Source organism: Streptomyces sp. NPDC048258 (genome assembly GCF_043201995.1).
GTDB lineage: Bacteria > Actinomycetota > Actinomycetes > Streptomycetales > Streptomycetaceae > Streptomyces.
Genome location: NZ_JBICZH010000005.1, coordinates 103,474 through 128,354, shown reverse-complemented (window position 1 = coordinate 128,354; position 24,881 = coordinate 103,474). Strand labels below are relative to the sequence as shown.

General features: G+C 70.7%; 23 protein-coding genes and 1 pseudogene. 22 read left to right on the top strand and 2 right to left on the bottom strand.

Annotated elements, in window-relative coordinates:
- The first annotated feature begins 197 nt into the window (after positions 1-197).
- Complete coding sequence (rpsD, locus tag ACGFYQ_RS14255) at positions 198-809, top strand: 30S ribosomal protein S4 (protein ID WP_030294564.1); 612 nt, start codon at positions 198-200, stop codon at positions 807-809.
- 14 nt (positions 810-823) lie between these two features.
- On the opposite strand, the pseudogene ACGFYQ_RS14250 reads toward rpsD, so the two are convergent.
- Positions 824-2,307 (bottom strand): annotated as a pseudogene (locus tag ACGFYQ_RS14250) (hypothetical protein).
- 159 nt (positions 2,308-2,466) lie between these two features.
- On the opposite strand from ACGFYQ_RS14250, the gene ACGFYQ_RS14245 reads away from it, so the two are divergent.
- From ACGFYQ_RS14245 to nusB, 15 genes are all read left to right on the top strand, one after another.
- Entirely contained in the window at positions 2,467-2,895 is a 429-nt protein-coding gene (locus ACGFYQ_RS14245; protein WP_362397076.1) for a DUF948 domain-containing protein, read from the top strand.
- A 6-nt stretch (positions 2,896-2,901) separates the two neighbouring features.
- Positions 2,902-3,255: a DUF6167 family protein gene (locus ACGFYQ_RS14240; RefSeq protein ID WP_393743530.1), complete on the top strand. Its 354-nt coding sequence runs from the start codon at positions 2,902-2,904 to the stop codon at positions 3,253-3,255.
- Positions 3,255-5,924, top strand: a complete 2,670-nt coding sequence (alaS, locus tag ACGFYQ_RS14235; RefSeq protein WP_393743528.1) for an alanine--tRNA ligase — start codon at positions 3,255-3,257, stop codon at positions 5,922-5,924. The genes ACGFYQ_RS14240 and alaS overlap by 1 nt, the downstream gene beginning before the upstream one ends.
- Positions 5,925-5,926: 2 nt before the next feature.
- On the top strand, positions 5,927-6,397 hold the full coding sequence (ruvX, locus tag ACGFYQ_RS14230; protein ID WP_362397068.1) for a Holliday junction resolvase RuvX: 471 nt from the start codon (positions 5,927-5,929) through the stop codon (positions 6,395-6,397).
- Between the two features lie 78 nt (positions 6,398-6,475).
- Positions 6,476-8,200 (top strand): endolytic transglycosylase MltG, encoded by a 1,725-nt coding sequence (mltG, locus tag ACGFYQ_RS14225; protein ID WP_393743525.1) that lies wholly within the window; start codon positions 6,476-6,478, stop codon positions 8,198-8,200.
- 6 nt (positions 8,201-8,206) lie between these two features.
- Positions 8,207-9,031 (top strand): shikimate dehydrogenase, encoded by an 825-nt coding sequence (locus ACGFYQ_RS14220; protein WP_393743523.1) that lies wholly within the window; start codon positions 8,207-8,209, stop codon positions 9,029-9,031.
- Positions 9,032-9,066: 35 nt separating this feature from the next.
- On the top strand, positions 9,067-9,258 hold the full coding sequence (locus tag ACGFYQ_RS14215; RefSeq protein ID WP_393743521.1) for a hypothetical protein: 192 nt from the start codon (positions 9,067-9,069) through the stop codon (positions 9,256-9,258).
- A gap of 160 nt (positions 9,259-9,418) precedes the next feature.
- Entirely contained in the window at positions 9,419-10,603 is a 1,185-nt protein-coding gene (aroC, locus tag ACGFYQ_RS14210) for a chorismate synthase (protein WP_393743519.1), read from the top strand.
- A gap of 41 nt (positions 10,604-10,644) precedes the next feature.
- A complete protein-coding gene (locus ACGFYQ_RS14205; RefSeq protein ID WP_393743517.1) occupies positions 10,645-11,127 on the top strand; it encodes a shikimate kinase in 483 nt (160 codons plus the stop codon).
- Positions 11,124-12,215, top strand: coding sequence for a 3-dehydroquinate synthase (gene aroB / locus ACGFYQ_RS14200; RefSeq protein WP_393743515.1), 1,092 nt, complete (start codon positions 11,124-11,126; stop codon positions 12,213-12,215). Before ACGFYQ_RS14205 ends, aroB begins: the two co-directional genes overlap by 4 nt.
- Positions 12,212-12,652 carry a type II 3-dehydroquinate dehydratase gene (aroQ, locus tag ACGFYQ_RS14195; RefSeq protein WP_393743513.1) on the top strand — a complete coding sequence of 147 codons (441 nt, stop codon included), beginning with the start codon at positions 12,212-12,214 and terminating at the stop codon, positions 12,650-12,652. The genes aroB and aroQ overlap by 4 nt, the downstream gene beginning before the upstream one ends.
- A gap of 98 nt (positions 12,653-12,750) precedes the next feature.
- Entirely contained in the window at positions 12,751-13,518 is a 768-nt protein-coding gene (locus ACGFYQ_RS14190) for an AAA family ATPase (protein WP_393743511.1), read from the top strand.
- Between the two features lie 171 nt (positions 13,519-13,689).
- Positions 13,690-14,796: a M24 family metallopeptidase gene (locus ACGFYQ_RS14185; RefSeq protein WP_393743509.1), complete on the top strand. Its 1,107-nt coding sequence runs from the start codon at positions 13,690-13,692 to the stop codon at positions 14,794-14,796.
- A 59-nt stretch (positions 14,797-14,855) separates the two neighbouring features.
- Positions 14,856-15,422, top strand: coding sequence for an elongation factor P (efp, locus tag ACGFYQ_RS14180; protein ID WP_393743507.1), 567 nt, complete (start codon positions 14,856-14,858; stop codon positions 15,420-15,422).
- A gap of 3 nt (positions 15,423-15,425) precedes the next feature.
- Positions 15,426-15,854, top strand: a complete 429-nt coding sequence (nusB, locus tag ACGFYQ_RS14175) for a transcription antitermination factor NusB (RefSeq protein ID WP_393743505.1) — start codon at positions 15,426-15,428, stop codon at positions 15,852-15,854.
- A 189-nt stretch (positions 15,855-16,043) separates the two neighbouring features.
- Here the strand turns inward: nusB and bldD are convergent, their stop codons facing one another.
- On the bottom strand, positions 16,044-16,544 hold the full coding sequence (bldD, locus tag ACGFYQ_RS14170; protein ID WP_393743503.1) for a transcriptional regulator BldD: 501 nt from the start codon (positions 16,542-16,544) through the stop codon (positions 16,044-16,046).
- A 264-nt stretch (positions 16,545-16,808) separates the two neighbouring features.
- Here bldD and pyrR point away from each other — a divergent pair, with 264 nt between their 5' ends.
- The 6 genes from pyrR to carB all read left to right on the top strand — a co-directional run bounded on the left by pyrR (position 16,809) and on the right by carB (position 24,809).
- The gene (pyrR, locus tag ACGFYQ_RS14165; protein ID WP_388567079.1) at positions 16,809-17,384 is read left to right on the top strand and encodes a bifunctional pyr operon transcriptional regulator/uracil phosphoribosyltransferase PyrR; all 576 of its coding nucleotides are present in this window, start codon (positions 16,809-16,811) and stop codon (positions 17,382-17,384) included.
- Between the two features lie 116 nt (positions 17,385-17,500).
- Positions 17,501-18,487, top strand: coding sequence for an aspartate carbamoyltransferase catalytic subunit (locus tag ACGFYQ_RS14160; protein ID WP_393743500.1), 987 nt, complete (start codon positions 17,501-17,503; stop codon positions 18,485-18,487).
- 2 nt (positions 18,488-18,489) lie between these two features.
- Positions 18,490-19,776 (top strand): dihydroorotase, encoded by a 1,287-nt coding sequence (locus ACGFYQ_RS14155; protein ID WP_393743498.1) that lies wholly within the window; start codon positions 18,490-18,492, stop codon positions 19,774-19,776.
- Positions 19,773-20,354, top strand: coding sequence for a hypothetical protein (locus ACGFYQ_RS14150; protein ID WP_393743496.1), 582 nt, complete (start codon positions 19,773-19,775; stop codon positions 20,352-20,354). The genes ACGFYQ_RS14155 and ACGFYQ_RS14150 overlap by 4 nt, the downstream gene beginning before the upstream one ends.
- Entirely contained in the window at positions 20,351-21,508 is a 1,158-nt protein-coding gene (carA, locus tag ACGFYQ_RS14145) for a glutamine-hydrolyzing carbamoyl-phosphate synthase small subunit (protein ID WP_393743494.1), read from the top strand. Before ACGFYQ_RS14150 ends, carA begins: the two co-directional genes overlap by 4 nt.
- Entirely contained in the window at positions 21,501-24,809 is a 3,309-nt protein-coding gene (gene carB / locus ACGFYQ_RS14140; RefSeq protein ID WP_393743492.1) for a carbamoyl-phosphate synthase large subunit, read from the top strand. Before carA ends, carB begins: the two co-directional genes overlap by 8 nt.
- Positions 24,810-24,881: the final 72 nt, after the last annotated feature.

The window sequence follows — 24,881 nt, the reverse complement described above, 5'->3', positions numbered from 1 at the left end:
CGCGTTCGGCTCCGGTGAGCTGCCGAACGCCTTCCCTGGGACGCGGCTGACCTTGCTTATCGTCGTCGAAAGCAGATCCTGTTTCGTTTGGATCTGAACTTCGACGCGCACTGGGCAGGGGGATCCCATGTGGTCGAGACATTACGTCCTCCTCGCTAAGGTAAGCCTCACCTAACTTACATGGAGGTAGGTTCCACGTGAACCAGAAGCGACCCAAGGTCAAGAAGTCGCGTGCCCTCGGCATTGCGCTGACCCCGAAGGCCGTCAAGTACTTCGAGGCCCGCCCCTACCCGCCGGGCGAGCACGGCCGTGGCCGCAAGCAGAACTCGGACTACAAGGTTCGTCTGCTGGAGAAGCAGCGTCTGCGCGCTCAGTACGACATCTCTGAGCGTCAGATGGCCCGCGCGTACGACCGCGCCAAGAAGGCCGAAGGCAAGACGGGCGAGGCGCTTGTCGTCGAGCTCGAGCGTCGCCTCGACGCCCTGGTTCTGCGTTCGGGCATCGCCCGCACCATCTACCAGGCCCGCCAGATGGTCGTTCACGGCCACATCGAGGTCAACGGTGGCAAGGTCGACAAGCCGTCGTTCCGTGTCCGCCCGGACGACGTCATCACGGTGCGCGAGCGCAGCCGCGAGAAGGTTCCGTTCCAGGTTGCCCGTGAGGGTGGCTACGCAGGCGAGGGCGAGACCCCGCGCTACCTGCAGGTCAACCTGAAGGCTCTGGCCTTCCGCCTGGACCGCGACCCGAACCGCAAGGAAATCCCGGTCATCTGCGACGAGCAGCTCGTCGTCGAGTACTACGCCCGCTGATGCAGGTGTAGGCCTCACAGGCTGGTGGAAGCCCGTCGTCCCCTCCGGGGGGCGGCGGGTTTTCCGCGTTCCGGAGCATCCGCGCTCCGCTCCGCGGGACCGCGCTGCGCGCGCACCACCACCGCCTCCCGGCTCAGCTCCCGCCCCTCGGCCGCGTACGCCGCGTACCGCTCGGCGCCCAGCAGCCCGCCCGCCCGCTCCTGGCACATCAGCCGCGGCGCGTTGAAGTACCCCGAGCCGAACAGCTGCAGCCCCACCCCGCCCCACATCGGCTCCGCCGCGCCCTGGAGCACCGCCGCCTCGGCCGGGTCGCCCTCGGCGACCGCGACCAGCGCGAGCAGCTCCAGCGCGAGCACCAGTCCGACCAGATCGTGGAAGACGTGGTTGACCGTCACGCACTCCGTCAGCAGCCGGCGCGCCTCCGCCGCGTCCCCGGAGTCCAGGGCCGTGTACGCGAGGACGTACAGCGCGTACGCCTTCGTCCAGCGCTCCCCGCGCTCCTCGCAGATCTCCCGGACCTCCTCGCAGAGCGCGAGCGCGCCCGCCGCCTCTCCCTGGAAGGCCATCGCCATCGCCAGCTCCACCTGGCACATCAGCACGTTGCTGTTCAGCTCCCGGGCCTCCCGGTACCGCTCCAGCGCCGAGCCCAGCAGCTCACGGGCCCGCGCCATGTCGTCCGAGACCAGCGCCAGACAGCCCAGCCGGTGCACCGCGTACGCGGCCGCCACCGCGTTCCCGCTGCGCGCCGCCGCGTCCCGGCACTCGTACAGGGCGCTCATCGAGGCCACCGGGTCCCCCTGAAGCGCCGCGACGTAGCCCACCACCCACAGCGCCTTCAGTCGGGAGCTCTCGTACTCCAGCGGCTGCTCCGCGGCTTCCAGGGACCGGTCCAGCCAGTGCCGGCCCTCTGCGAGCCGGCCGCAGCCCGCCCAGAGGATCGGCGGCGGTGGCCCGGGCCGCCAGCAGGGCCAGGGCCTCCTCCGGGGCGGGCGGGGCCAGTGGGAAGACCAGCTCCCCCTCCAGGTCCAGCGGGCGCCGGCCCGCCGCGAGCACCCGCAGGCCGGGGGAGCGGCGCAGCAGTTCCCGTACCAGCCCGGCGGCCTCGTCGACCAGCTACTCGAACCCGTCCAGGACCAGCAGCAGCCGCCGCTCGGCCAGGTGCTCGGCCAGGACGGTCCGGAGCGGCCGGGTGGTGTGGTCGGTCAGCCCCGAGCGCCTCGGAGAGGGCCAGCTCCAGCAGTGCCGGATCCCGTACGTTCGCCAGTTCGACCAGCCACACGCCATCGCAGTAGCGTTCCTGCGCCCGCTCCGCCGCCTCCCCGGCCGCCGCGAGCACCAGCCGCGACTTGCCCACCCCGCCCACGGCGGTCACCGTGACCAGCCGCGAGGAGTCCAGGAGCCGCCCCAGCCCGGCCAGTTCGGCACCCCGCCCGGCGAACCCGCCCGGCTCCGAGGGAAGATTGCCGCAGGCGGTGTGGGGAAGCGGTCTCTGGCGCATGGGACACGGAGAGTACTGGTCCGGAAGCGCTGCGTACAAAGCGAACCCGTCGGTCCCGGAATTCCGGTACGGCCGGGGATCTCCGGCGCGATAGGGTCGGAGGCGAATCCTTCAGCAGTTCAAGTGCAGACTCCCAGTACAGACAGAGAGCGGTGTGACGTGTCCGGTGGAGAGGTGGCCGGGATCCTCGTGGCCGTCTTCTGGGCCATCCTGGTCTCCTTCCTCGCCGTGGTGCTGGTGAGGCTGGCGCAGGTGCTCAAGGCGACCACCAAGCTGGTGGCCGACGTGACCGACCAGGCCGTTCCGCTGCTGGCCGACGCCTCCACCACCGTCCGTTCCGCGCGCACCCAGCTCGACCGGGTCGACGCGATCGCGAGCGACGTCCAGGAGGTCACCTCCAACGCCTCCGCGCTGTCCTCCACCGTGGCCTCCACCTTCGGCGGACCGCTGGTCAAGGTCGCGGCCTTCGGCTACGGCGTCCGCAAGGCGCTCGGCCGGACGGACGAGGCGCCGCAGAAGACCACCCGGCGTACCGTGATCGTCGGCCGTACGGTGCCGGCGGCCCGGCGCCGGAAGCAGAAGGGCTGACAGCCGATGTTCCGCCGAGCCTTCTGGTTCACCGCAGGCGCCGCCGCCGGCGTGTGGGCCACCACCAAGGTCAACCGCCAGCTGAAGAAGCTGACGCCGGAGAGCCTTGCCGCCCAGGCCGCCGACAAGGCGCTGGAGGCGGGCCACCGCCTCAAGGACTTCGCCCTCGACGTCAAAGCGGGAATGACGCAGCGCGAGGACGAGCTGAACGATGCACTGGGGCTGACCCAGGATCCCGATCGGCCCGACAACGTCACCGCCCTCCCGGGGCCGCGGCGGCTGAGGGCCATCGACAACGACAAGACCACCCACCGATCGAACCGCTCGGCGGTTACGTACAACCGGAATGAGGACCACTGATGGAGTCGGCTGAAATCCGCCGCCGCTGGCTGAGCTTCTTCGAGGAGCGCGGTCACGCCGTTGTCCCTTCGGCGTCGCTCATCGCGGACGACCCGACTCTGCTGCTGGTCAACGCGGGCATGGTCCCCTTCAAGCCGTACTTCCTCGGCGAGACCAAGCCCCCGGCCCCCCGCGCCACCAGCGTGCAGAAGTGCGTCCGTACGCCGGACATCGAAGAGGTCGGCAAGACCACCCGCCACGGCACGTTCTTCCAGATGTGCGGCAACTTCTCCTTCGGCGACTACTTCAAGGAAGGCGCCATCAAGTACGCCTGGGAGCTGCTGACCAGCTCCGTGGCGGACGGCGGCTACGGCCTTGAGCCCGAGAAGCTCTGGATCACCGTCTACCTCGACGACGACGAGGCCGAGCAGATCTGGCGCGAGAAGATCGGCGTCCCCGCCGAGCGCATCCAGCGCCTGGGCAAGAAGGACAACTTCTGGTCCATGGGCGTCCCCGGCCCCTGCGGCCCGTGCTCGGAGATCAACTACGACCGCGGCCCGGAGTTCGGCGTCGAGGGCGGCCCGGCCGTCAACGACGAGCGCTACGTGGAGATCTGGAACCTGGTCTTCATGCAGTACGAGCGCGGCGCCGGCGACGGGAAGGAAGACTTCCCGATCCTCGGCGACCTGCCGTCGAAGAACATCGACACCGGTCTCGGTCTCGAGCGTCTCGCCATGATCCTGCAGGGCGTGCAGAACATGTACGAGACCGACACCCTGCGCGTGGTCATGGACAAGGCCACCGAGCTGACCGGTGTCCAGTACGGCGCCGCGAAGGACACAGACGTGTCCATGCGCGTGGTCGCCGACCACATCCGCACCTCCGTCATGCTCATCGGCGACGGCGTCACCCCCGGCAACGAGGGCCGCGGCTACGTGCTGCGCCGCATCATGCGCCGCGCCATCCGCAACATGCGCCTCATGGGCGCCACCGGCCCGGTCGTCCAGGACCTGGTCGACGTCGTGATCAACACGATGGGGCAGCAGTACCCCGAGCTGATCACCGACCGCAAGCGCATCGAGACCGTCGCGCTCGCCGAAGAGGCCGCCTTCCTCAAGGCCGTCAAGGGCGGCACGAACATCCTCGACACCGCCGTGACCGAGACCAAGGCCGCCGGCGGCTCGGTCCTCTCCGGCGACAAGGCGTTCCTGCTCCACGACACCTGGGGCTTCCCGATCGACCTGACCCTGGAGATGGCCGCCGAACAGGGCCTCTCTGTGGACGAGCAGGGCTTCCGCCGCCTGATGCAGGAGCAGCGCGACCGGGCCAAGGCCGACGCCAAGGCCAAGAAGACCGGCCACGCCGACGTCTCCTCGTACCGTGAGATCGCCGACCGGGCCGGCGCCACCGAGTTCACCGGCTACGCCACCAACCAGGGCGAGTCCACCATCGTCGGCCTCCTGGTCAACGGCGTCTCCGCGCCCGCCGCCTCCGAGGGCGACGAGGTCGAGGTCGTCCTCGACCGCACCCCGTTCTACGCCGAGGGCGGCGGCCAGCTCGCCGACCAGGGCCGCATCAAGCTCGACTCCGGCGCCGTCATCGTCGTCCGCGACGTGCAGCAGCCGGTCCCCGGTGTCTCCGTGCACAAGGGCTCCGTCCAGGTCGGCGAGGTGACGGTGGGCGCCTCCGCGTACGCCGCCATCGACGTCAGCCGCCGCCGGGCCATCGCCCGCGCCCACTCGGCCACGCACCTGACCCACCAGGCGCTGCGCGACGCCCTCGGCCCGACGGCCGCCCAGGCCGGTTCCGAGAACTCGCCCGGCCGCTTCCGCTTCGACTTCGGCTCGCCGAACGCCGTCCCCGGCACGGTCCTCACCGACGTCGAGCAGAAGATCAACGACGTGCTCTCCCGCGAGCTCGACGTCACCGCCGAGATCATGAGCATCGACGAGGCGAAGAAGCAGGGCGCCATCGCCGAGTTCGGCGAGAAGTACGGCGAGCGCGTGCGCGTCGTCACCATCGGCGACTTCTCCAAGGAGCTGTGCGGCGGCACGCACGTCGGCAACACCGCCCAGCTGGGTCTGGTGAAGCTGCTCGGCGAGTCCTCCATCGGCTCCGGCGTGCGCCGCGTCGAGGCCCTCGTCGGCGTGGACGCGTACAACTTCCTCGCCAAGGAGCACACGGTCGTCGCCCAGCTCCAGGAGCTGGTCAAGGGCCGTCCGGAGGAGCTGCCGGAGAAGATCGCCTCCATGCTCGGCAAGCTGAAGGACGCCGAGAAGGAGATCGAGAAGTTCCGCGCGGAGAAGGTCCTCCAGGCCGCCGCCGGGCTCGCCGAGAACGCCCAGGACATCCGCGGCGTCGCCCTCGTCGTGGGCACGGTGCCGGACGGCACCGGCGCCGACGACCTGCGCAAGCTGGTCCTCGACGTCCGCGGCCGCATCCAGGGCGACCGGCCGGCCGTCGTGGCCCTGTTCACCACCGCGGGCGGCCGCCCGCTGACCGTCATCGCCACCAACGAGGCCGCCCGCCAGCGCGGTCTCAAGGCCGGCGACCTGGTCCGTACGGCCGCCAAGACCCTCGGTGGCGGCGGTGGCGGCAAGCCGGACGTCGCCCAGGGCGGTGGCCAGAACCCGGCCGCCATCCCGGAGGCGATCAGCGCCGTCGAGCGTCTCGTCGTAGAGACGGCCTGACGATGACTCTGCGCCGCGGCCGCCGCCTCGCGATCGACGTCGGGGACGCCCGGATCGGGGTCGCCTCGTGCGACCCCGACGGGGTCCTGGCCACACCGGTGGAAACCGTTCCGGGCCGGGACGTCCCCTTCGCCCACCGGCGGCTGCGGCAGCTCGTCGAGGAGTACGAGCCCCTCGAAGTCGTGGTCGGCCTGCCCCGCTCGCTCAGCGGGCGGGAGGGGCCGGCCGCGGCCAAGGTACGCGCCTTCGCGAACGAACTGGCCAAGGGCATCAAGCCGGTGACGGTCCGTCTGGTGGACGAGCGGATGACGACGGTCACCGCGGCGCAGGGTCTGCGGGCCTCGGGAAGGAACGCGAAGAAGGGCCGGTCGGTGATCGACCAGGCAGCCGCAGTGGTGATCCTTCAGAACGCTCTTGAGACCGAACGGGTATCGGGTAATCCGCCCGGTGAGTGCGTCGAAGTGGTTGTCTGATCGCGATACGGTAACGTTCCGCGCGATGAGACGGCATTCGAACAGCCGTCGCCTTCGTCTCGTGGCTCTAGGGGACCGATGACTGAGTATGGCCGGGGCCGTGGCTCCGAACCGTGGCACCCTGAGGATCCCCTGTACGGGGACCAGGGGTGGACCGGGCCCCAGACCCAGCAGGGCCAGGCGCCGTACGGCGGCGATCCGCAGCAGCGGTACCAGCAGGAGCCGCAGTACCAGCAGCCGTACCCCGAGCAGTACCCGCAGCACGCACAGAGCCAGCAGCAGTACATGCAGCAGCCGCAGCCGCAGCAGCAGTACCCGCAGCAGGGGCAGTACCCGCAGTACCAGGAGCAGCAGCAGGCCTACGCTCCCCAGGCCCCCCAGCAGCCGGTGTACGACTCCCAGGGCTGGGACACCGGCCAGGGCCAGTACCTGGCCGCCGCGCAGGTCGATGCGTACGCGGGCGTGGACCCGTACGCCCAGCAGCCCGCAGCCGGCTACCCCGGCGAGGCCCCTGACCTGTACGCCACGCCGGAAGCCTTCCCGCCGCCGCAGCCCCCGGGCCGGCGCCGGCCGGATCCGGACCCGGCGGAGCAGCAGGAGGAGGAGGAGCCCGAGAGCGGCCTCTTCGCCGGCGGCGGAGGCCGTGACGGCGACGACGACGGCGACGAGCCCGGCGGCGGCCGCCGTGGCGGCCGCTCGAAGGGCGGCAAGCCCAAGAAGCGCAGCGGCGCCGCCTGTCTGATCGCCACGCTGGTGATCGTGGGCGTGCTCGGCGGTGGCGGCTACTACGGCTACACCTACCTCAAGGACAGGTTCGCCACGGCCGAGGACTACGTGGGCGAGGGCAGCGGCGAGACGATCGACGTCGAGATCCCCAAGGGCTCCTCCCTGGCCCAGATGGGCAACATCCTCAAGAAGCACGGCGTCGTGGCGAGCGTGGAGGCGTTCACCACCGCGGCCGGCATCAACCCCAAGGGCAAGTCCATCCAGCCGGGCGTCTACTCGATGAAGAAGAAGATGTCGGGTGCGGCCGCCGTCGCGCTGATGATCGACCCCAGCAAGCTGAACGTCATCACCATCACCGAAGGAATGCGCAACTCCAAGGTGTACGAGGCGATCGACAAGAAGCTGGGCAAGCCGGACGGCACCACCAAGGACATCGCCCTGCGCGACGCCAAGAACCTCGGACTGCCGGCCTGGGCGGGCAACAGCCCGAAGCTCATGGACCCGCTCGAGGGCTTCCTGTACCCGGCGCGGTACGACCTCAGCAAGGACAGCACCCCCGAGTCCCTGCTCAAGCAGATGGTCAAGAACGCGTCCGACAGGTACTCGGAGCTGGGCGTCGAGGGCAAGGCCAAGGAGCTGGGTCTGGAGAACCCGCTCCAGGTGGTCACGGTCGCCAGCCTCGTCAACGCCGAGGGCAAGAACCACGACGACTTCCGGAAGATGTCCGAGGTCGTCTACAACCGCCTCAAGAAGACCAACGACGTCACGAACCAGAAGCTCGAATTCGACTCGACGTACAACTACATCAAGGGCAAGAGCGACATCAACTTCTCCATCAAGGAGGCGAGGGCGCTCGACCACCCCTACAACACGCACTTCGTCAAGGGACTGCCTCCCGGCCCGATCGGGAACCCGGGCGCGGACGCCCTGAGCGCTACGCTCAACCCCGACCACGGCGGCTGGATGTTCTTCGTGTCGGTGGACGGCGACAAGACGACCTTCACCCAGACCTACGAGGAGCACCTGAAGCTCGTCGACGAGTTCCAGGCACGGCAGAAGCAGAAGAACGGCGGGTAGCAGGACATGTCACGGATACGGGCCGCGGTGCTGGGTTCGCCCATCGAGCACTCCCTCTCGCCGGTGCTGCACCGTGCCGCCTACCAGGAGCTCGGCCTCGACGACTGGTCGTACGACCGGTTCGAGATCGACGAGGCCGCGCTCCCGGAGTTCGTCGCCGGCCTCGGCCCCGAGTGGGCCGGACTGTCGCTGACCATGCCGCTCAAGCGGGCGGTCATCCCGCTGCTCGACGGGATCAGCGACACGGCCGCCTCGGTCGAGGCGGTCAACACGGTCGTCTTCACCGAGGACGGCCGGCGCCTCGGTGACAACACCGACATCCCGGGCATCGTCGCCGCGCTCCACGAGCGCGGCATCGAGAAGGTGCCGTCCGCCGCCATCCTCGGCGCCGGCGCCACCGCCTCCTCGGCGCTTGCCGCGCTGTCGCGGATCTGCACGGGCGAGGTCACGGCGTACGTCCGCTCGCACGCCCGCGCCGACGAGATGCGGGAGTGGGGCGAGCGGCTCGGCGTCGCCGTCCGCACGGCCAACTGGTCCGAGGCGGCCGAGGCGCTGTCCGCGCCGCTGGTGATCGCGACGACCCCGGCCGGTACGACGGACGCCCTGGCCGCGTCCGTACCGGACACGGCGGGCACCCTCTTCGACGTCCTCTACGACCCGTGGCCGACCGCCCTCGCGGCGGCGTGGGACCGGCGCGGCGGCAAGGTCGTCGGCGGACTGGACCTCCTCGTGCACCAGGCCGTGCTCCAGGTCGAGCAGATGACCGGCCGCACCCAGGCGCCGCTCGCCGCCATGAGGGCGGCGGGAGAACGGGCGCTGGCCGCCCGTTAGGCTTCCCTCCTGCGTATTTGATCATGGGGGGCGGCATGGACCAGACAGGCACCGACCAGATACTCGCGTCGAAGTGGGACATCCCCTTCGCGCTCTTCACCATGGCCAGAGTGCTGTTCGGCGGTCTGCCCCTCTGGGCCAAGGTGACCATCATCGGAATCATGGGTTCCATCGGCGTGTGGACGGCGATCACCTGGCGCCGGGAGCGCCGCGGACGGGTCACCTGACGGACAAGGCGTCCGATAGCTGGACCTGGGCCCGGTAAACCCCGCCGGACATGGGAGGATCGGGTACGGCGGGTCCGGGCCGCGCACTCCCCCAGCTACCGCTGGGAGGGGCCCCCAGATCGCGCCATGGCTTTAGCAGGCGCGAGCATGAGGAGCATCGTTGAGCAGGTTGCGTTGGCTGACCGCCGGGGAGTCGCACGGACCGGCGCTGGTAGCGACGCTGGAGGGCCTTCCCGCCGGCGTCCCCGTCACCACCGAGCTGGTGGCCGACCACCTGGCCCGGCGCCGGCTCGGCTATGGCCGCGGTGCCCGGATGAAGTTCGAGCAGGACGAGATCACCTTCCTGGGCGGCGTCCGGCACGGGCTGTCGCTCGGTTCCCCGGTGGCGGTCATGGTCGGCAACAGCGAGTGGCCCAAGTGGGAGACGGTCATGTCGGCCGACCCGGTCGACCCGTCGCTGCTCAAGGACACCGGCCGCAACGCGCCGCTGACGCGTCCGCGGCCCGGCCACGCCGACCTGGCGGGCATGCAGAAGTACGGCTTCGACGAGGCCCGGCCGATCCTGGAGCGCGCCAGCGCCCGTGAGACCGCCGCCCGCGTCGCCCTCGGCGCGATCGCCCGCTCCTTCATCAAGGAGGTCGCGGGCATCGAGATCGTCTCGCACGTGGTGGAGCTGGCCGCGGCCAAGGCCCCGTACGGCGTCTACCCGACCCCCGCCGACGTCGACAAGCTCGACGCCGACCCGGTGCGCTGCCTCGACGCCGACGCGAGCAAGGCGATGGTCGCCGAGATCGACCAGGCCCACAAGGACGGCGACACCCTCGGCGGCGTCGTCGAGGTCCTCGCCTACGGGGTCCCCGTCGGCCTCGGCTCGCACGTCCACTGGGACCGCCGTCTCGACGCCCGCCTCGCCGCCGCCCTCATGGGCATCCAGGCCATCAAGGGCGTCGAGGTCGGCGACGGCTTCGAACTCGCCCGCGTGCCCGGCTCGAAGGCGCACGACGAGATCGTCTCCACCCCCGAGGGCCTCAAGCGCACCTCCGGCCGCTCCGGCGGCACCGAGGGCGGTCTGACCACCGGCGAGCTGCTGCGCGTACGGGCCGCCATGAAGCCCATCGCCACCGTGCCCCGTGCGCTGGCGACCGTGGACGTGGCGACCGGTGAGGCGACGGTGGCCCACCACCAGCGCTCCGACGTCTGCGCCGTGCCGGCCGCGGGCATCGTGGCCGAGGCCATGGTCGCCCTCGTGCTGGCCGACGCCGTGGTCGAGAAGTTCGGCGGGGACTCCGTCCCCGAGACCCGGCGCAACGTCCGGTCGTACCTCGACCACCTGCAGATCCGGTGACGGCCGGACCGAGCGGACCGGTCGTCGTACTTGTCGGACCCATGGGGTCCGGCAAGTCCACGGTGGGCGCGCTCCTCGCCGAGCGGCTCGGCGTCCCCTACCGGGACACCGACGCGGACATCGTCGCGGCCCAGGGCCGGGAGATCTCCGACCTGTTCGTCGACGAGGGCGAGCCGTACTTCCGTGAGCTGGAGCGCCGGGCGGTCGCGGCCGCCGTCGCCGAGCACACCGGAGTCCTCGCCCTGGGCGGCGGCGCCGTCCTCGACGAGGGCACCCGCAAGCTGCTGACCGGCCTGCCCGTCGCCTACCTGTCGATGGACGTCGAGGAAGCCGTACGGCGCGTGGGCCTCGGCGCCGCGCGCCCGCTGCTCGCCGTCAACCCGCGCCGCCAGTGGCGCGAACTGATGGACGCCCGGCGCCCTCTGTACACCGAAGTCGCGCGCGTCGTGGTGGCCACCGACGACCGCACCCCCGAAGAGGTCGCCCAGGCGGTCCTCGACGCTCTGGAGTTGAAGGACGTATGACAGACCAGGTGACGCGGATCCACGTCGGCGCGAGCGCCGGACACGACGCGTACGACGTGCTGGTCGGCCGGCAGCTGCTCGGCGAGCTGGGCACGCTGATCGGTACGAAGGCCAAGCGGGTCGCCGTGATCCACCCCGAGGCGCTGGCCTCGACCGGTGAGGCACTGCGCGACGACCTGGCGGAGCAGGGCTACGAGGCGGTCGCCATCCAGGTGCCGAACGCCGAGGAGGCCAAGACCGTCGAGGTGGCGGCGTACTGCTGGAAGGCCCTCGGCCAGTCCGGCTTCACCCGCACCGACGTGATCGTCGGTGTCGGCGGCGGCGCCACCACCGACCTCGCGGGCTTCGTCGCGGCCTCCTGGCTGCGCGGGGTGCGCTGGGTCGCCGTACCGACCACCGTCCTCGCGATGGTCGACGCGGCCGTCGGCGGCAAGACCGGCATCAACACCGCCGAGGGCAAGAACCTCGTCGGCGCCTTCCACCCGCCGGCCGGTGTGCTGTGCGACCTGGCCGCCCTGGACTCGCTGCCCGTCAACGACTACGTCAGCGGCCTCGCCGAGATCATCAAGGCCGGATTCATCTCCGACCCGAAGATCCTCGAACTGATCGAGGAGGACCCGCAGGCGGCCCGTACGCCGGCCGGCCCGCACACGGCCGAGCTCATCGTGCGTTCCATCCAGGTCAAGGCCGACGTGGTCTCCAGCGACCTCAAGGAGTCGGGACTCCGCGAGATCCTCAACTACGGCCACACCCTCGCGCACGCCATCGAGAAGAACGAGCGCTACAAGTGGCGGCACGGTGCCGCCGTGTCCGTCGGCATGGTCTTCGCCGCCGAGCTCGGCCGGCTCGCGGGCCGCCTCGACGACGCGACGGCCGACCGGCACAGGGCGGTCCTCGCCTCGGTGGGCCTGCCGCTGACCTACCGCGGCGACCAGTGGCCCAAGCTGCTGGAGACCATGAAGGTCGACAAGAAGTCCCGCGGCGACCTGCTGCGCTTCATCGTCCTCGACGGGCTGGCGAAGCCGACCGTCCTGGAAGGCCCCGACCCGGCCGTGCTGGTGGCCGCGTACGGAGAGGTCGCCGCGTGAGCCGCCGAGTCCTCGTGCTGAACGGCCCGAACCTGGGTCGGCTCGGTTCGCGCGAGCCCGACGTGTACGGGGCCACCTCGTACGCGGGGCTGGTGGAGAGCTGCCGCTCGCTGGGGGAGGAGCTCGGCTTCGACGTCGAGGTCCGCGAGACCAACGACGAGGGGCAGATGGTGCGCTGGCTGCACGAGGCGGCCGACGGGAAGATCCCCGTGGTCATCAACCCGGGGGCCTTCACGCACTACTCGTACGCCATGCGGGACGCGGCCGCGCAGCGCACCGCGCCGCTGATCGAGGTGCACATCTCGAACCCGTACGCGCGCGAGGAGTTCCGGCACACCTCGGTCATCGCGTCCGTGGCGACCGGGACGGTGGCGGGCTTCGGCATCGGGTCGTACCGGCTGGCGCTGCGCGCGCTCGCGGACGAGATCACCGCCTGACGCTTCGGCAGCCCGGGGCCGGGCTGGTGGACGGTTCGGCCCCCGGGGTCATATAACGTTCTCGCATCAGTCGCCGGAACGAGACGGAGTGGCAGCGGATGCAGCAAGGAGTGGGAGGCGGGGGCGCGGGCTGGGGGCAGCCGGGACCGCACCCGGCGGCGCCCCCGCAACCGCCGATACCCCCGGCGCAGGGCTGGCCGGGTTCGCCCCCCGCCCACTCCCGGCCCCCGGCAGCGCCACCTTCGGTACCGCCGCCCCCGGTGGCGCCCGTCCCGGAGGCCACCGGGCACATCCCGCTGCCGCCCGCGGTGGCGGGTACCGGCGGGGCCACGCTCGCGGTGCTGCTGATCGGCCCGGCCGGCGCGGGGAAGACCACCGTGGCCCGGCACTGGGCGAGCACCCGGCCCGTACCGACCGCGCACGTCAGCCTGGACGACGTCCGGGAGTGGGTGTGCTCGGGCTTCGCGGACCCGCAGGCGGGCTGGAACGAGCACTCCGAGGCCCAGTACCGCCTGGCCCGCCGCACGTGCGGGTTCGCCGCCCGCAACTACCTGGCGAACGGGATCTCCTGCATCCTGGACGACGCCGTCTTCCCGGACCGGCCGGTGGTCGGCCTGGGCGGCTGGAAGCGCCACGTGGGCCCCGCGCTGCTGCCCGTGGTGCTGCTGCCCGGCCTGGAGATCGTCCTGGAGCGCAACGCGGCCCGCTCCGGCAACCGCCGGCTCTCCGACGAGGAGGTCGCGCGGATCCATGGCCGGATGGCGGGCTGGTACGGCTCCGGCCTCCCGATCATCGACAACTCCCACCTCGACGTCGAGGGCACGGCGCGCGCCCTGGACGAAACCCTGGCGCGCGCGCTGACCTAGCGACTCGGCTGATGCCGTCTGGCGGGCGCGGCCTGGCCGTGCGGGCTGGACTGCCCGCAGGGCAATTTCAGCCTCGCCGGCGTTTGAGGCGCGGGTCCGGGCGGAGCCCCGGCCGCACGTCCGGACGCGCTCGTCAGGCCGGATGCGCGAGGCGCTCGTACGCTCGAAGACATGTCAGACGTGTACGCCGCCCGCCGGGGCACGCTTCGCGACCGCTGCGCCGCCGCGGGCAACGCCGCCGCACTGATCACATGTCCGGCGAACGTCCGCTACCTCTCCGGGGCCTCCCCGCTGGGCGCCGTACTGCTCGTCGGACCCACCGAGGACGTGCTGTTCTGCGGCCGCCCGCCCACCGGTGAGGCCGACGAGGGCCGGCTCGACGAACGGCTCCGGGTCTCCGTGCTGTCGGGTACCGGCGGGGACCCGGCCGTCGCGGCCGGCGACATGGCCGCCGCCGTACGCGCCGACTCGCTCGCGGTGGAGGAGCACCACCTCACGGTCGCCCGGCACCGGGCCCTGCACTCCGTCGCGCCCCGGCTGAGGCTCGCCGACCTGGGCACCGCCGTGGAGCAGCAGCGCCTCGTCAAGGACGAGGAGGAGATCGCCTGCCTGCGGATCGCCGCCGAGATCGCCGACCAGGCCCTCGGTGAACTGCTGGAGTCCATCCTCGTCGGGCGGACCGAACGCCACCTCGCCCTGGAGCTGGAGCGGCGCCTCGTCGACCACGGGGCGGACGGGCCCGCCTTCCCGACCTCCGTCGGGACCGGCCCGCACTCCGGCCGCTCCCGGCACCGGCCGTCCGACCGCCGGGTGGAGGAGGGGGACTTCCTCACCGTCTGCCTCGGCGCCAACTACCGCGGCTACCGGTGCGAGATCGGCCGTACGTTCGTGATCGGCACGACCCCGGCGGACTGGCAGATCGAGCTGTACGACCTGGTCTTCGCCGCGCAGCGGGCCGGGCGCGAGGCCCTGCTGCCGGGGGCCGCGTACCGTGATGTGGATCATGCCGCGCGGTCGGTACTGGACTCCGCGGGCCATGGGGAAGCACTCGCTCCGTCGACCGGACACGGCGTGGGTCTCGAAATCGACGAGGACCCGCAGCTTGCACCTACGGCAATGGGTAAACTGGACGCTTGCGTGCCGGTCACCGTCGAACCGGGGGTTCACCTCCCGGGCCGGGGAGGTGTCCGGATCGATGACACGCTCGTCGTGCGCCCCGAGGCGGACGGCGGTCCCGAGCTACTCACCATTACGACCAAGGAGCTGCTCGCGCTCTAGCCCGCTGTGCCGGGCTGTGCGCGCACCCGTGGTCTTCCAGTGCAGGAGATTCCGCAACCGTGGCTTCCACGAACGACCTCAAGAACGGCATGGTGCTCAAGCTCGACGGTGACCAGCTCTGGTCCGTCGTCGAGTTCCAGCACGTCAAGCCCGGCAAGGGCCCGGCCTTCGTGCGCACCAAGCTCAAGCACGTGCTCTCCGGAAAGGTCGTCGACAAGACCTTCAACGCCGGCACGAAGGTCGAGACGGCCACGATCGACCGGCGCGACATGCAGTTCTCGTACATGGACGGCGAGTACTTCGTCTTCATGGACATGACCACCTTCGAGCAGCTGATGGTCGACAAGAAGGCCGTCGGCGCCGCCGCGAACTTCCTGATCGAGGGCTTCACCGCCTCCGTCGCCCAGCACGAGGGCGAGGTGCTCTACGTCGAGCTCCCCGCCGCGGTCGAGCTGAAGATCGAGCACACCGACCCGGGCGTCCAGGGCGACCGCTCCACCGGTGGCACCAAGCCCGCCACGCTGGAGACCGGCTACGAGATCCAGGTCCCGCTCTTCGTCACCACCGGCGAGACGGTCAAGGTCGACACCCGCACCAGCGACTACCTCGGCCGGAAGAGCAACTAACCCGTGGCTGCTCGGAGCAATGCGCGAAAGCGCGCCTTCCAGATCCTCTTCGAGGCCGACCAGCGCGGCGTGCCCGTGCGCGAGGTCCTCGCGGACTGGATTCGCCACGCGCGGTCGGACGACCGGCAGCCGCCGGTCAGCGCCTTCACGATGGATCTCGTCGAGGGTTACGCCGACAAGGTGAACCGCATCGACGACCTGATCGTCACCTACGCCGTGGACTGGGAGCTCGACCGCATGCCGGTCGTGGACCGGAACATCCTGCGGCTCGGTGCCTACGAGCTGATCTGGGTGGACGACACCCCGGACGCCGTGGCCATCGACGAGGCCGTCCAGCTGGCCAAGGAGTTCTCGACGGACGAGTCCCCCTCGTTCGTCAACGGGCTGCTGGCCCGCTTCAAGGAGCTGAAGCCGAACCTCCGCCGCGACTAGCGTCCGGCGGTTCGGATCGAGCGGAGGGGCCGCAGCGCACGCGCTGCGGCCCCTCCGCTTTTGCGCGGCCGCTGAGGCCTCTGTGGCCTCTGTGGCCGCCGTGGCCGGACGCAAAAAGGTGGGTGCCGGGAGTCCTCTCGGACTCCCGGCACCCACCGGTAACGTTTCTGCTGGTCCTGGGACCGGGGACTACATCTCCTCGTGCGCCACGGCGCGACGGGCATCCGCGTCCAGCACGCCCCAGCTGATCAGCTGCTCGGTCAGGACCGAGGGGGACTGGTCGTAGATGACGGCCAGGGTGCGCAGGTCGTCCTGGCGGATCGACAGCACCTTGCCGTTGTAGTCGCCACGCTGGCTCTGGATCGTCGCCGCGTAGCGCTGGAGCGGGCCGGCCTTCTCGGCGGGCACGCCCGCCAGGCGCTCCAGGTCGAGGCGCAGCTTCGGCGGCGGCTCGGCCGCTCCGCCGGGCGTCGTCCCCGGCAGCAGCTCCTGCACCGGAACCCCGTAGAAGTCCGCCAGCTCGGCGAGGCGCTGGACGGTCACGGCGCGGTCCCCGCGCTCGTAGGACCCGACCACTACGGCCTTCCACCGGCCCTGGGACTTCTCCTCGACACCGTGGAGGGAAAGGCCCTGCTGGGTGCGGATGGCGCGGAGCTTGGCCCCGAGCTGTTTGGCGTATTCGCTGGACATAACGCTCCCGGACGCTGTGACGACATGACCACGTGCGGCTCAGCCGCGCGGCTGGTAACTCACTGTGAGGTTACGCAGCGTTACTTGGATGCGTCAAGCTGAATGGTCTCCGTCGCCCTCCTCGGGGACAGCCCCAGGAGCCCCGTGAGGGCCCCCGCGCACCAGCCGGGTGACGGGTTACCGCCCGTCCCCTGGTACCGTGGGAGACGTACATCAGACGTCCTTTAAGGTCCGTCCCGTGAGGCGGAGAAGGAGGTCCTTTTCATGGACACCCAGCAGATCAGCGATTCCACGCGCCCCGTACTCGAAGCGCAGGACATCGCGCGGGTCCTGACCCGCATCGCCCACGAGATCGTCGAACGCGCCAAGGGCGCCGACGACGTGGTGCTCCTCGGCATCCCCACCCGCGGTGTGTACCTCGCCCGCCGGCTCGCCGCCAAGCTCGAAGAGATCACCGGCACGAAGATCCCGGTCGGCTCCCTCGACATCACCATGTACCGCGACGACCTGCGCATGAAGCCCGCCCGCGCGATCGGCCGCACCGAGATCCCCGGCGACGACATCGACGGGCGTCTCGTCGTCCTCGTCGACGACGTTCTCTTCTCCGGCCGCACCATCCGCGCCGCCCTCGACGCGCTCGGCGACCTCGGCCGCCCCCGCGCCGTGCAGCTCGCCGTCCTCGTCGACCGGGGCCACCGCGAACTGCCGATCCGCGCCGACTACGTCGGCAAGAACCTCCCCACGTCGCTGCGGGAGACCGTCAAGGTCCAGCTCCAGGAGGAGGACGGCCGTGACGCCGTGCTGCTCGGCCAGCGGACCGCCCAGGCAGCCGGGCAGTAGTCCGTACGACTGACCGGGCCCCCACGGGGTCCGCGCCGCAGCCTGCCCTGCCCGCCCGCACCCCCCGCCAGTCAGTACGCCTGCCTGCTGCCCTCCCGACCTACGGAGCCATCCAGATGAAGCGCCACCTCATCTCGGCCGCCGATCTCACGCGCGACGACGCCGTCCTGATCCTCGACACCGCCGAGGAGATGGCCCGCGTCGCGGACCGGCCGATCAAGAAGCTGCCCACCCTGCGCGGCCTCACCGTCGTCAACCTCTTCTTCGAGGACTCCACCCGCACCCGGATCTCCTTCGAGGCGGCCGCCAAGCGGCTCTCCGCCGACGTCATCAACTTCTCCGCCAAGGGTTCCTCGGTTTCCAAGGGCGAATCCCTGAAGGACACCGCGCTGACCCTGGAGGCCATGGGCGCCGACGCGGTCGTCATCCGCCACCACGCCTCCGGCGCCCCCTACCGGCTCGCGACCTCCGGCTGGATCGACTCCGCCGTGGTCAACGCCGGCGACGGCACCCACGAGCACCCCACCCAGGCCCTGCTGGACGCCTTCACCATGCGCCGGCGCCTGGTCGGCCGCGACGCCGGCCTCGGCAAGGACCTGAACGGCCGCCGGATCACCATCGTCGGCGACGTCCTGCACAGCCGCGTCGCCCGCTCCAACGTCCAGCTGCTCCACACCCTGGGCGCCCAGGTCACCGTGGTGGCCCCGCCCACGCTGGTGCCGATCGGCGTCGAGAGCTGGCCGTGCGAGGTCTCGTACAACCTGGACGAGGTGCTGCCGAAGTCCGACGCTGTGATGATGCTGCGTGTGCAGCGCGAACGCATGAACGCCGCCTTCTTCCCGACCGAGCGCGAGTACTCCCGCCGGTACGGGCTCGACGGCGACCGCATGGCGAAGATGCCCGAGCACGCCATCGTGATGCACCCCGGCCCGATGAACCGCGGCATGGAGATCACCGCCGAGGTCGCCGACTCCGACCGCTGCACGGCCGTCGAGCAGGTCGCCAACGGCGTGTCCACCCGGATGGCCGTCCTGTACCTCCTGCTGGGCGGATCCGAGCCCGCCGTCACCACCACCGCCGCCCGTACCGAGGAGAGCAAGTAACCATGAGCAAGATCCTTATCCGTGGCGCGAAGGTACTCGGCGGCGAGGCGCAGGACGTCCTGATCGACGGCGAGACCATCGCGGAGGTCGGCACCGGCCTGTCCGCCGAAGGCGCGACCGTCATCGAGGCCGAGGGCCAGATCCTCCTGCCCGGCCTCGTCGACCTGCACACCCACCTGCGCGAGCCCGGCCGCGAGGACTCCGAGACCGTCCTCACCGGCACCCGCGCCGCCGCCTCCGGCGGCTACACCGCCGTGTTCGCCATGGCGAACACCTTCCCGGTCGCCGACACCGCCGGCGTCGTCGAGCAGGTCTGGCGCCTGGGCAAGGAGTCCGGCTACTGCGACGTGCAGCCCATCGGCGCCGTCACCGTCGGCCTGGAGGGCAAGCAGCTCTCCGAGCTGGGCGCCATGCACGACTCCGCCGCCCGCGTCACCGTCTTCTCCGACGACGGCAAGTGCGTCGACGACGCCGTGATCATGCGCCGCGCCCTGGAGTACGTGAAGGCCTTCGGCGGTGTCGTCGCCCAGCACGCCCAGGAGCCCCGCCTCACCGAGGGCGCCCAGATGAACGAGGGCGTCGTCTCCTCGGAGCTCGGCCTGGGCGGCTGGCCGGCCGTCGCCGAGGAGTCGATCATCGCCCGCGACGTGCTCCTCGCCGAGCACGTCGGCTCCCGCGTGCACATCTGCCACCTCTCCACCGCCGGCTCCGTCGAGATCGTCCGCTGGGCCAAGGCCCGCGGCATCGACGTCACCGCCGAGGTCACCCCGCACCACCTCCTCCTCACCGAGGAGCTCGTCCGCTCGTACAACGCGGTCTACAAGGTCAACCCGCCGCTGCGCACCGAGCGCGACGTCATGGCCCTGCGCGAGGCGCTCGCCGACGGCACGATCGACATCGTCGCCACCGACCACGCCCCGCACCCGCACGAGGACAAGGACTGCGAGTGGGCCGCCGCCGCCATGGGCATGGTGGGCCTGGAGACCGCGCTCTCCGTCGTCCAGCAGACGATGGTGGAGACCGGACTGCTCGACTGGGCGGGCGTCGCGGAGCGGATGTCCTTCGCGCCCGCGCGCATCGGCAGCCTGGACAACCACGGCCGCCCCGTCTCGGCAGGTGAACCCGCGAACCTGACCTTGGTCGATACCTCGTACCGTGGTGTCGTGGACCCCGCACACTTCGCCTCCCGCAGCCGCAACACGCCTTACGAGGGCCGTGAGCTGCCGGGTCGCGTCACTCACACCTTCCTGCGGGGCCGGGCAACGGTCGTGGACGGGAAACTGGCGTGACACCTGCAGTAATCCAACTGGCCGCCGAGGCCGCCGAACGACAGTCGGCGGAGGTGACCAGCTTCGGCGCCCGCATGGCGTGGGTGATCGGCCTGGTCGTCTTCATCGCGTTCGTGTACTGGCTGATGCGGCAGGGCTGGAAATGGCGCGGCGCCCTGCAGAACGACCTGCCGGAGCTGCCCGCCGCCCCCGACGGTCTCCCCCAGCACCGGCTCGCCCTGACCGGCCGCTACCACGGGTCCACCACCGCCGGGCAGTGGCTCGACCGGATCGTCGCCCACGGTCTGGGCGTCCGCAGCCGGGTCGAGCTCACGCTCACCGACGCGGGCCTCGACGTGGTCCGTCCGGGGGCCACCGACTTCTTCGTACCGGCCGCGCAGCTGCGCGGCGCCCGCCTCGACAAGGGAATCGCGGGCAAGGTACTCACCGAGGGCGGTCTGCTCGTCGTCACCTGGGCGCACGGCGACAAGCTGATCGACTCCGGATTCCGCTCCGACCGCGCGGCCGAACACGCCGCCTGGGTCGAAGCCGTCAATCTCATGAACTCATCCATCACGACGGAAGGCGCCGAACGATGACGACCTCCACCAGGGGAGCAGACAAAACTCCCGCCGTACTCGTCCTGGAGGACGGTCGGATCTTCCGGGGCCGCGCCTACGGCGCCCACGGGGAGACCTTCGGTGAGGCCGTGTTCTCCACCGGCATGACCGGCTACCAGGAGACCCTCACCGACCCGTCGTACCACCGCCAGGTCGTCGTGATGACCGCCCCGCACGTGGGCAACACCGGCGTCAACGACGAGGACCCCGAGTCCTCCCGCATCTGGGTGTCCGGTTACGTCGTACGCGACCCCGCCCGCGTCCCCTCCAACTGGCGCTCCCGGCGCTCGCTGGACGAGGAGCTGGTCAAGCAGGGTGTCGTCGGGATCTCCGGCATCGACACCCGCGCCCTGACCCGCCACCTGCGCGAGCGCGGCGCCATGCGCGTCGGCATCTTCTCCGGCAACGCGATCGCCGACGACGGCATGCTGCTCGCCAAGGTGCGCCAGGCCCCCGAGATGACCGGTGCCGACCTGTCCGCCGAGGTCGCCACCAAGGAGACGTACGTCGTCCCCGCCATCGGTGAGAAGAAGTTCACCGTCGCCGCCGTGGACCTCGGCATCAAGGGCATGACCCCGCACCGGATGGCCGAGCGCGGCATCGAGGTGCACGTACTGCCCGCCACCGCCACCGTCGAGGACGTGTACGCGGTCAACCCGGACGGCGTGTTCTTCTCCAACGGCCCGGGCGACCCGGGCACCGCCGACCACGCGGTCTCCGTCATGCAGGGCGTGCTCGCCCGCAAGACCCCGCTCTTCGGCATCTGCTTCGGCAACCAGATCCTGGGCCGCGCGCTCGGCTTCGGCACCTACAAGCTGAAGTACGGCCACCGCGGCATCAACCAGCCCGTCCAGGACCGCACCACCGGCAAGGTCGAGATCACCGCGCACAACCACGGCTTCGCCGTCGACGCACCCCTCGACAAGGTCTCCGAGACCCCCTACGGCCGCGCCGAGGTCTCCCACGTCTGCCTGAACGACAACGTCGTCGAAGGCCTCCAGCTGCTCGACCAGCCCGCCTTCAGCGTCCAGTACCACCCCGAGGCGGCCGCCGGTCCGCACGACGCCGCGTACCTCTTCGACCGCTTCACGTCTTTGATGGAAACTGCCCTGATGGAGGCCGATCGTGCCTAAGCGCTCCGATATCCAGTCCGTCCTGGTCATCGGCTCCGGCCCGATCGTCATCGGCCAGGCCGCCGAGTTCGACTACTCCGGCACCCAGGCCTGCCGCGTCCTCAAGGCCGAGGGCCTGCGGGTCATCCTGGTGAACTCCAACCCCGCGACGATCATGACCGACCCGGAGATCGCCGACGCCACGTACGTCGAGCCGATCACCCCCGAGTTCGTCGAGAAGATCATCGCGAAGGAGCGCCCCGACGCGCTGCTCCCCACCCTCGGCGGCCAGACCGCGCTGAACACCGCCATCTCCATGCACGAACAGGGGGTGCTGGAGAAGTACGGCGTCGAGCTCATCGGCGCCAACGTCGAGGCCATCAACAAGGGCGAGGACCGCGACCTCTTCAAGGGCGTCGTCGAGGCCGTCAAGGCCAAGATCGGCTACGGCGAGTCCGCCCGCTCGGTCATCTGCCACTCGATGGACGACGTCCTGGCGGGCGTCGAGACCCTCGGCGGCTACCCCGTCGTCGTGCGCCCCTCCTTCACCATGGGCGGCGCCGGCTCCGGCTTCGCCCACAACGAGGAGGAGCTGCGCCGCATCGCCGGCCAGGGCCTGACGCTCTCCCCGACCACCGAGGTGCTCCTGGAGGAGTCCATCCTCGGCTGGAAGGAGTACGAGCTGGAGCTGATGCGCGACACCAAGGACAACGTCGTCGTCGTCTGTTCCATCGAGAACTTCGACCCGATGGGCGTCCACACCGGTGACTCGATCACCGTCGCCCCGGCGATGACGCTCACCGACCGCGAGTACCAGCGGCTGCGCGACATCGGCATCGCGATCATCCGCGAGGTCGGCGTCGACACCGGCGGCTGCAACATCCAGTTCGCGATCGACCCGGTCGACGGCCGCGTCATCGTCATCGAGATGAACCCGCGCGTCTCGCGCTCCTCGGCGCTCGCGTCGAAGGCCACCGGCTTCCCGATCGCCAAGATCGCCGCCAAGCTGGCCATCGGCTACACGCTCGACGAGGTCCCCAACGACATCACCGAGAAGACCCCGGCCTCCTTCGAGCCGACCCTCGACTACGTCGTCGTCAAGGCCCCGCGCTTCGCCTTCGAGAAGTTCCCGCTCGCCGATGCCACCCTCACCACCACCATGAAGTCGGTGGGCGAGGCCATGGCCATCGGCCGCAACTTCACCGAGGCCCTCCAGAAGGCCCTGCGCTCCCTGGAGAAGAAGGGCTCGCAGTTCACCTTCGTCGGCGAGCCCGGCGACAAGGCCGAGCTGCTCGCCACCGCCGTCCGCCCGACCGACGGCCGCATCAACACCGTCATGCAGGCGATCCGCGCCGGCGCCACCCAGGAAGAGGTCTTCGAGTCCACGAAGATCGACCCCTGGTTCGTCGACCAGCTCTTCCTCATCAAGGAGATCGCGGACGACCTGGCCGCCGCCGACAAGCTCCACCCCGAGCTGCTCGCGGAGGCCAAGCGCCACGGCTTCTCCGACGCCCAGATCGCCGAGATCCGCGGCCTGCGCGAGGACGTCGTCCGCGAGGTCCGGCACGCGCTGGGCGTCCGTCCCGTCTACAAGACGGTCGACACCTGCGCCGCCGAGTTCGCCGCGAAGACCCCGTACTTCTACTCCTCGTACGACGAGGAGAGCGAGGTCGCCCCGCGCGAGAAGCCCGCGGTCATCATCCTGGGCTCCGGCCCGAACCGCATCGGCCAGGGCATCGAGTTCGACTACTCCTGCGTCCACGCCTCCTTCGCCCTCAGCGACGCCGGCTACGAGACCGTGATGGTCAACTGCAACCCGGAGACCGTCTCCACCGACTACGACACCTCCGACCGCCTGTACTTCGAGCCGCTGACGCTCGAGGACGTGCTGGAGATCGTCCACGCCGAGTCGCTGGCCGGCCCCATCGCCGGTGTCATCGTCCAGCTCGGCGGCCAGACCCCGCTCGGTCTCGCCCAGGCGCTCAAGGACAACGGCGTACCGGTCGTCGGCACCTCGCCCGAGGCCATCCACGCCGCCGAGGACCGCGGCGCCTTCGGCCAGGTCCTCGCCGACGCCGGCCTGCCCGCCCCCAAGCACGGCACCGCCACCACCTTCACGGGTGCGAAGGCCATCGCCGACGAGATCGGCTACCCGGTCCTCGTCCGCCCGTCGTACGTGCTCGGCGGCCGCGGCATGGAGATCGTCTACGACGAGGCGCGCCTCGAGTCGTACATCGCCGAGTCCACCGAGATCTCCCCGACCCGCCCCGTGCTGGTCGACCGGTTCCTCGACGACGCGATCGAGATCGACGTCGACGCCCTCTACGACGGCACCGAGCTCTACCTCGGCGGCGTCATGGAGCACATCGAGGAAGCCGGCATCCACTCCGGCGACTCGGCCTGCGCCCTGCCCCCGATCACCCTCGGCGGCTACGACATCAAGCGCCTGCGCGCCTCCACCGAGGCCATCGCCAAGGGCGTCGGCGTCCGCGGCCTGATCAACATCCAGTTCGCGATGGCGGGTGACATCCTCTACGTCCTGGAGGCCAACCCGCGCGCCTCCCGGACCGTCCCCTTCACCTCGAAGGCGACCGCCGTCCCGCTGGCGAAGGCCGCCGCCCGCATCTCGCTCGGCACCACCATCGCCGAGCTCCGCGCCGAGGGCCTGCTGCCGAAGACCGGCGACGGCGGCACGCTGCCGCTCGACGCGCCGATCTCCGTCAAGGAGGCCGTCATGCCGTGGTCGCGCTTCCGCGACATCCACGGCCGCGGCGTGGACACCGTCCTCGGCCCGGAGATGCGCTCCACCGGCGAGGTCATGGGCATCGACTCCGTCTTCGGCACGGCCTACGCCAAGTCGCAGGCCGGCGCCTACGGCCCGCTGCCCACCAAGGGCCGCGCCTTCATCTCCGTCGCCAACCGCGACAAGCGCTCGATGATCTTCCCGGCGCGCGAGCTCGTCGCCCACGGCTTCGAACTCCTCGCCACCTCCGGCACCGCCGAGGTGCTGCGCCGCAACGGCATCAACGCCACCGTGGTGCGCAAGCTCAGCGAGGGCGAGGGCCCGAACGGCGAGAAGACCATCGTCCAGCTGATCCACGACGGCCAGGTCGACCTGATCGTCAACACCCCGTACGGCACCGGCGGCCGCCTCGACGGCTACGAGATCCGCACGGCGGCCGTGGCGCGCAGCGTCCCGTGCCTGACCACGGTCCAGGCACTCGCCGCGGCCGTCCAGGGCATCGACGCGCTCAACCACGGCGACGTGGGCGTCCGCTCCCTCCAGGAGCACGCGGAGCACCTGACCGCGGCCCGCGACTAGGGCCCCGCGAGCCCGGCTTGACAGGCCGGGCAGGCCCTAACAGCCCGTACAGCCCGGACACGGGGAGGGGGA